Here is a 7,682-nt window from a genome sequence, read left to right on the forward strand (position 1 = left end):
AGCACTGCAACGCAGCATCGAAATAGCCAAAGGCGCGGTACCGCCGTTGCTTGGCCCCGTGCCGAACCGTTCGCGAAAGAGGGTGCCCTCCCGTGCAAGGCATCCTCTTTTTTGCTTCATACCGCTCATATCCAGGAGGTCCCCCATGAACAAAGCGCTTCGGAATCCATGGACCTACGCGGCATTCGTCGTGCCGACCTTGCTGCTGTACGCGCTTTTTTTCGTCTATCCGGTCATCGTTTCGTTTATCTACGGGCTCTACCGATGGGACGGCGTGTCCCCGAAAGTGTTCATCGGGATCGACAACTTCAAGCGGCTGCTGCAGGACGCGGTATTTCTGAAGGCGCTCGGCAACAACCTGTATTTCATGGCGTTCTCGCTTATCGTCAACATACCGCTCGTGTTCCTGATCGCCGTCGCGATCAGCAAGGTCCGGCGCATGCGCGGCTTTTATAAATCCGCGGTGTTCATTCCCGTCGTGATCTCGACGGCGACCGTGGCCATCCTGTTCGGCGTGCTGTACGACTACGAATCCGGGCTCATCAACCAAGCCCTGCGCCTCGTCGGCGGCGATGGCTGGGCCCTCGAATGGCTGTCGAAACCGAATCTCGCGATGCTCTCCATCCTGATCGCGAACGCCTGGCAAAACGTCGGGTTCTTCATCGTGCTCTGCCTGGCCGCGATTCTGAACATCCCGCGGGAAATTACGGACGCGGCCAAGATCGACGGCGTGAACGGCTGGAGCGAGACCCGGCTCGTCACGCTGCCGCTCATCCGCCCGATCCTGTTCGTCATTCTGCTGCTGACCGTTTCCGGCACGCTCAAGGTGCTCGACATCGTCCAGATCATGACGAACGGCGGGCCGTTCCAGTCCACCGAGGTCATGTCCACGTATATGCTGAAGGTCGGATTCCGGTCGCTGGAGCTCGGCTACGGCAGCGCGATCGGCGTCGCCATGTTCGTCATCACGATGATCATGACGGGCGTGCTTCAGCGAATGTCCAAGTCGGAGGAGGTGCAGTTTTGATGAATCGCACGGCGCAAACGCAGACGGAAACGCAAATGAACGCCGAGAAGCCGGTCGCCTCGAGCGGCGGCCTGCCGGGCCGCCTTCGCCTTCGGAGCAGTCAATTGCCGATGCATGCGCTGCTCTGGGCTTACGTCGTCCTCGTGCTTTTCCCGCTCGTCTGGCTGCTGTTGTCTTCCTTCAAGACCAACCGCGAAATCACGGTCAATACGTGGGCGCTGCCGAAGCGGCTCGATTTCGCCAATTATAAAGCCGCTTGGGAGACCGCCCATATCGGGACCTATGCGCTGAACAGCCTGTTCGTCACGCTGGCCGCCTGTTTCCTGACGCTGCTGCTTTCCTCGGCCACGGCGTTCGCCCTCTCGCGGATGACGTTCAAGGGACTCAGCAAGCGGGTTTACGCGTTCGTTCTGTTGGGGTTGATCGTGCCGCCGAGCGCGGTGTTCATTCCACTGTATCAACTGGTGACGGATATCCATCTGATCAATACGCTTCGCTCGCTTATTTTGGTATACTGCACCTATGCATTGCCGATCACGATTTTTATTCTCCATGCTTTCATGCAGTCCATTCCGCGCGAGCTCGAAGAGGCGGGCATCATGGACGGGCTGGAGGCGGCGGGGCTGTTCGCCCGAATCATTCTTCCGATAACGGTGCCGGCTTTGGTAACCGTATTCATCTTGGCTTTCATCGGCAACTGGAACGAATATATTTTTTCGCAGCTGTTCGTCACGTCGGAGTCGCTGCGCACGCTGCCGACGGGCATGGCGACCTTCAACGACGGCTACCGGACGAACTTCGCGTCGCTGTCCGCGGCTGTCATCATCAGCATTATTCCGGTGCTCGCCGTGTACATGTTCCTGCAGCGCCAGATCATCGACGGCATGACCGCGGGAAGCGTCAAAGGCTGACGCCGGCGCTTCCCGCAGCGCGGCGACGGCGGAGCCCGGCCGCGCGCCCATGCAGGAGACGCCATTATTCCAAGGAGCCTTCCGCCCATGAATCTTCGTCCCAAGCTGCTGGTTGCGTTCATCACCCTGATCGTCGTGCCGCTGATCGGGCTCGGCATCGCGTCGTTTCTGAATTCGGAGCATCTGCTGGAGAAGAAATACAGCGAGCAGACGGAAATCACGCTCAAGGCGGTCGGCGGCAACATCCGCTACTTCTTCCGGGAGCTTGATCAGCTCACCGATTCCAGCGTCACGAACCCGAGCGTTCAGGAAGCCCTGCGCAGCTCGCGCGATTCGGTCAACGACGCGAGCCGGCTGATCGCCATCAGCCAATACGAGAAATCCCTCGGCAAGATCCTTTTCCAGCATCCCGCGCTCAGCATGGTCGTGCTTTACGGCAAGGACGGCACGATGTTCCGTTCGTACCGGAACGACCCGACGACGTTCAAGCCGATCCCGTACGATTTGCTGCAAAGCCATTCGGTCTATCCCGACATCATGCGGCTCGCCGGCCGCCCGCTCTGGCTCGGTCCCTACGAGCAGCCGGAGCTGACGGGCACGGACGCCGCGTTGTTCACGCAGATGCGCCTGGTCAAGGATGCCGATACGCTGAACGATTCCGGGATCATGGTCACGCAGGTGAAGTCGGACGAGGTCGACAACATGCTGCAGGACTTCACGCTGACCGGCGAACAGCAGACGCAGACGCGGTATTTGATCATCGACCGGGACGGGCTCGTCATGCTGGACAGCCGGCATGAGCTGAACGGCCGATTGGCCGGCGGCGAGACGAAGCTGAACCTGCAGGATACCGCGCGTTACGCGAGTTACCGCGGATTGTTCGGCAGCGAAGACTCGCTCATCTCCGCGTACAATCTCGATCGGAGCGGCTGGGTGCTCGTCTCCGTCAAGTCCTGGCAGTCGCTGACGAGCGAGAACGTCCGCTTCGTGCAGTGGATCGGCGGGATCACGCTGCTCTGCCTGATCTTCGCGATCTTGTTCAACATCTTCTTCGTCAGCCGGGTCGCCAAGTCCATCATCCGCGTCGTGCGCAAGATGCGTCTTGTGGAACAGGGACTGCTGGACATCCGCGTGCCGGCGAAGGGCAAGGACGAGACCGTCCTGCTGGCGCGCAGCTTCAACAGCATGGTGGATACGATCGGTCGGCTGCTGAGCGAGGTCCGGACCGAGCAGGAACGCAAGCAGCGGGCGGAGCTGATGCTCATGCAGGCGCAGATCAAGCCGCATTTTCTGTTTAATACGCTGGAGTCGATCAACGCGCTGGCCGCCCAGAACGAAGGCGGCAAAATCATGGCGATGGTGCGCCGGCTCAGCATTTTGCTGCGCACGAGCATGCATCCTTCCGAGATCATCACGGTCCGCGAAGAGATCGAGCATGTGCGAAGCTACCTCGAGATCCAGAAATACCGCTTCGAGGAGCTGTTCGGCTACGAGCTGGAGATCCCGGACGAAGCGCTGGATTGCACGATTTTGAAGCTGACCCTGCAGCCGCTCGTCGAGAATGCGATCCAGCATGGCTTCGAGGGCCTCCCCTACGGCGGCACGATCCGCATCGCGGTAACGGCGGAGGCGGGCGATCTCGTCTTTGTCGTCTCGGACGACGGCCTCGGCATGGACGAAGTCGCGCTGAGACGCGTCAACGGCCCCGGCCGGCTTCGGGAGACCGGGATGAACGTCGCGGAGCAGGGCGAGCGCCGGGGTATGGGGCTTCGCAACGTCGCGGACCGGCTGCGGATCCATTACGGACCCAAGTACGGCCTTCGGCTCTGCTCCGCGGCGGGGCATGGCACGGTCATCCGGATCAAGATTCCGAAGCAGAGGTGAAACGCATGAACGGCAAGGTGCTGCTCGTCGACGACGAGCTTCATATCACGCGTAATTTGGAGAAGGTCATCCCTTGGGGCATGCTTGGCTTGGAAATCGCGGGCACGGCGAAGAACGGCGTCGAGGCGCTGGAGCTGCTGTCGGCCGAGGACGTCGATCTCGTCCTGTGCGACATCCGCATGCCCGTCATGGACGGTTTGGAGCTTGTCCGCAGCATCCGTGAGCGGGGGCTGCCTTGCGATGTCATCATGCTGTCGGGCTATCAGGATTTCTCGTATACGCGATCGGCGATCCAGTACGGGGTCAAAGATTATATCTTGAAGCCGATTCCGTACGACGAGCTGACGGGCGTCATCGCCCGGGTCATGTCGGAGCAGCGCGGCAAACGGGCGCGGGAGCGCGAGGAACGAAGCAAGCTGGGCCGCATGATCGATTTGGCCAACGAGAAGATCCTCTACGACGTCTTGATGGACTACGCGGACTTGACGCCCGATCATTGGCTGATGGCGGGACAGGAGCAGACGATCGGCGAACCCCAATACACGCTTATCGTGCTCGATATCGACGTCGGCTCCGAGGATGCCAAGGATTGGCGCGAATGGCCGGACAAAGAGCGGAAGATGTGGAATTTCGCCGTTTGCAACGTACTGCGGGAGACGCTGCGGAACGCGGAGCTTCCGCATTGCGTCATCCAGATGCGCGACGGGGAGTGGTGCGTGCTCATGCTCGGCGGCGCGGACGAGGAAACGCAGGGCGGGCTGGCGACGGCGTCCGTTCGCGAGCAGCTTTGCGGTCGGCGGGTCGTCGGTTGGATCGAGCTGCTGCTGCAGTCCGTGCGGCAGAACGCGAAGCTGCGGCTGCATGCCGGCGTCTACTACAAGCTTGCGGCGATGAACCGGCTGTCGGAAGCGTACAAGATCGTGCAGCGCGGCATGCAGCTGTCGACGGATGCCGGGCAAATTGCCTTTTACGGCAGCGAGCAGCCCTCCGTCTATGAGGTCGGCCGGACGCTGTGGGATATCGCGGAACGGCTGATCGGCGCCATGAAGCGGGGCGATGAGGCCGGCGTCAGCGAGGAGCAGCGGCGAATCGCCGAGCAGCTTCAGCAGGCGAACGGAGGAGCGGAAGGCCGGCTGAAGCCTTGGCTGCATTTTCTGGCGCTGCATCTGATGCGGGAACTGAAGGAAGCGGAACTGCTGCCGCGGGAGCAGGAAGAGGCGCTTTGGCGCAAGATGGACCTGCGCTTCGGCGTGAAGGATCTGTTCGCCGCCATCCGGCAGGCGTCCAGCGAAGGCGTCGCCCGTTCCACGGACAAGCGGAAGCATTCCGAGCTGCAGATGACGGAAGCGAAGCACTTCATCGACCGTCACTTGTTCCGCGATCTGTGCGTCGAGGAGGCGGCGTCGTACGTCGGCCTGTCGATCTCCCACTTCAGCCTGCTTTTCAAGGGCGCCTACGGGGAAACGTTCATCGAATACGTGACGCGGCAGCGGATGGAAGCTGCCAAAGCCCTGCTGAGGGACACGCCGAAGAGCGTCGCTCAGATCGCAAAGGAAGTGGGCTATTCGGAACGGCGTTATTTCACGAAAGTATTCATGAAATACACGGGCCGGAATCCGACGGAATACCGGATGTCGCTGCAGGGGGCTGGGTCGCAGGCGCACCCAGACGAAGAGCCGGAGGAAGAACGATAAGCGGCGCCAGCCGTCCGCATATCGAATAAGCAACGGGAAGAGGCGAGCCGATATGGGAGAAGCGTGGGACACTTGGAGTTTGCGGGAGAAAATCGGTCAGCTGTTCGTGTTCGGGTTCCATGGCCACGAGCCGTCGGAAGCTATCGGCGCGATGATCGCGGAGCACGGAATCGGCGGGGTCGTCTATTTTACCCGCAACATCGTCGACGCCGGGCAAGTGCACCGGCTGACGGGGAGTTTCATGGCAGCAGCGGAACGCGCCGGACGTCCGCCGATGTTTGTCGCGGTCGACCAAGAGGGCGGCATGGTGTCGCGGCTCGCGAAGGGCGTCACGTTGATGCCCGGCAATATGGCGCTCGGCGCCGCGGGCAGCGCCGAAGGCGTCTTCGAGACGGCTTCGATATGCGGCGAACAGCTGCGGGCGCTCGGCATCAATTTGAATTTCGCGCCCGTCGTCGACGTCAACAACAACCCGGACAACCCCGTTATTAATGTCCGGTCATACGGCGACCGGCCGGACGTCGTCGGCGAGCTGGGCCTCGCCGCGGTGCGCGGTTATCAGAGCGCGGGAGTGAGCGCGACCGTCAAGCATTTTCCGGGGCATGGCGATACGAGCGTGGATTCGCACCGTGACCTGCCCGTGCTGACGCATGATCGCGCCCGGCTGGATGCGGTCGAGCTCGTGCCTTTCAAATCCGCGGCAGTCGATGCGGACATGGTGATGACCGCGCATGTGTGCCTGCCCGCCATCGATCCGACGGGTTTGCCGTCGACCCTGTCCCGGCCGGTGCTGACGGGACTCCTTAGGGAAGAGCTCGGGTACGAGGGAATCATCGTGACGGACTGCCTCGAAATGAACGCGATCGATACGTTCTACGGACCGGAACGCGGAGCCGTCATGGCGCTGCAGGCCGGCGCGGACATGGTGCTGGTTTGCCATACGCCCTCCAAGCAGCGGGCGGCGGTCGAGGCCGTTGCGGACGCAGTCGAGCGCGGCGAGCTGACGGAAGCGAGAATCGAACAATCCTTGGCGAGAATCATGAGGTTGAAGGAGAAACGCAAAGCCGGGGAGCCGACTCGACCCTGGACGGAAGTCGAACCCGCGCTGAATACGGCGCAGCAAGCTGCGACGGCGCGGCATTGGAGCGAAGCTTCGGTCACGCTCGTGAAGAACGAAGGCGGCCTGCTGCCGCTGAAGCGTTCGGCGCGAACGCTCGTATTATGGCCTTCCATCGTGACCGTCTCGGAGGCGGACGAATTGCTGACCGACGACGGCACGCTTGGCGGAAGGCTGGCGATTCGCATGCTGGACGTGACGGAGCGTCGCGTAGGAGATTCGGATGCCCTGGCGGGTCTCGACGAATTCAAGCAAATCGTCTACGTGAGCTATGATGCGGCGAAGCATGCCGAAGAGCGCGAAATCGCGAGCCGCCTGCTTGAACTCGCAGGCGACCGCACGGTGGCCGTCTCGGTCCGCAATCCGCTCGATTTGCTTGTCTACCCGGAGATGCCTGTTTTTCTCGCGGTTTACGAATGCCGTCCGTTGGCGCTGGAATCCGCGGCCCGCGCGTTGATCGGCGAGATCACGCCAAGGGGACGCCTGCCGCTCGCGTTGTCGGAGCAGTTTCCGTTCGGCTGGCGCTGGGAAGCGTAGATGCCAGTTATGCGGGCATCGTTATTTGTTTATCGAGACTGTTCCGCGCTGCGGGCAGTCTCTTAGTTTATTCAAGCATGTGAGAGCCTTCTTCTTCGATTATGGGCTGTAAAATTTTACAACTTGCATCCCTCTCTTAATCCTAGTAATATATACTCTTGTCGCCAGGCAAGAACGAGACGCCGGTGGCATCCAAAGTAGTCTCGATCTTCACTGCGAACCACTTGGAGAAAATAAACAGTTGCAAAGTTGCTAGCGAATATGATATATTCTAGTTCCGGGCTTGAACCGGACAATCAACAAGCAACACATTTGTTCCTTGAAAACTGAACAATGAGCGACCTGTCAAAAGGTTATAAATACGGTGAAACGATCGACGTCATCTTGGTGACGAAGCGAGTTTCATCGCGTAAGTCAGCGATGAGCTAACAAGCGCATCCTGAAAATGGCTTCGGCCACTTTTATGGAGAGTTTGATCCTGGCTCAGGACGAACGCTGGCGGCGTGCCTAAT

The 7,682-nt window shown here is 60.6% G+C and carries 5 protein-coding genes; all 5 read left to right on the forward strand.

The features are described from left to right. Positions 1-145 precede the first annotated feature (145 nt). The 5 genes from GT019_RS26040 to GT019_RS26060 all read left to right on the forward strand — a co-directional run bounded on the left by GT019_RS26040 (position 146) and on the right by GT019_RS26060 (position 7,170). Positions 146-1,027, forward strand: a complete 882-nt coding sequence (locus GT019_RS26040) for a carbohydrate ABC transporter permease (RefSeq protein WP_161746367.1) — start codon at positions 146-148, stop codon at positions 1,025-1,027. Then, on the forward strand, positions 1,027-1,938 hold the full coding sequence (locus tag GT019_RS26045) for a carbohydrate ABC transporter permease (RefSeq protein WP_235949408.1): 912 nt from the start codon (positions 1,027-1,029) through the stop codon (positions 1,936-1,938). The genes GT019_RS26040 and GT019_RS26045 overlap by 1 nt, the downstream gene beginning before the upstream one ends. An 87-nt stretch (positions 1,939-2,025) precedes the next feature. Next, positions 2,026-3,822 (forward strand): sensor histidine kinase, encoded by a 1,797-nt coding sequence (locus tag GT019_RS26050; RefSeq protein WP_161746368.1) that lies wholly within the window; start codon positions 2,026-2,028, stop codon positions 3,820-3,822. Between the two features lie 5 nt (positions 3,823-3,827). After that, positions 3,828-5,516, forward strand: coding sequence for a response regulator (locus tag GT019_RS26055; RefSeq protein WP_161746369.1), 1,689 nt, complete (start codon positions 3,828-3,830; stop codon positions 5,514-5,516). Positions 5,517-5,568: 52 nt separating this feature from the next. After that, positions 5,569-7,170: a glycoside hydrolase family 3 protein gene (locus GT019_RS26060; protein WP_161746370.1), complete on the forward strand. Its 1,602-nt coding sequence runs from the start codon at positions 5,569-5,571 to the stop codon at positions 7,168-7,170. Positions 7,171-7,682: the final 512 nt, after the last annotated feature.

The sequence above is a fragment of the Paenibacillus glycinis genome (assembly GCF_009909185.1).
GTDB lineage: Bacteria > Bacillota > Bacilli > Paenibacillales > Paenibacillaceae > Paenibacillus_Z > Paenibacillus_Z glycinis.

Excerpts from the sequence above, each read along its gene's own strand:
- GT019_RS26040 (WP_161746367.1), top strand. The coding sequence starts at position 146 with ATGAACAAAGCGCTTCGGAATCCATGGACCTACGCGGCATTCGTCGTG.
- GT019_RS26060 (WP_161746370.1), top strand. The coding sequence starts at position 5,569 with ATGGGAGAAGCGTGGGACACTTGGAGTTTGCGGGAGAAAATCGGTCAG.
- GT019_RS26055 (WP_161746369.1), top strand. The coding sequence starts at position 3,828 with ATGAACGGCAAGGTGCTGCTCGTCGACGACGAGCTTCATATCACGCGT.
- GT019_RS26050 (WP_161746368.1), top strand. The coding sequence starts at position 2,026 with ATGAATCTTCGTCCCAAGCTGCTGGTTGCGTTCATCACCCTGATCGTC.
- GT019_RS26045 (WP_235949408.1), top strand. The coding sequence starts at position 1,027 with ATGAATCGCACGGCGCAAACGCAGACGGAAACGCAAATGAACGCCGAG.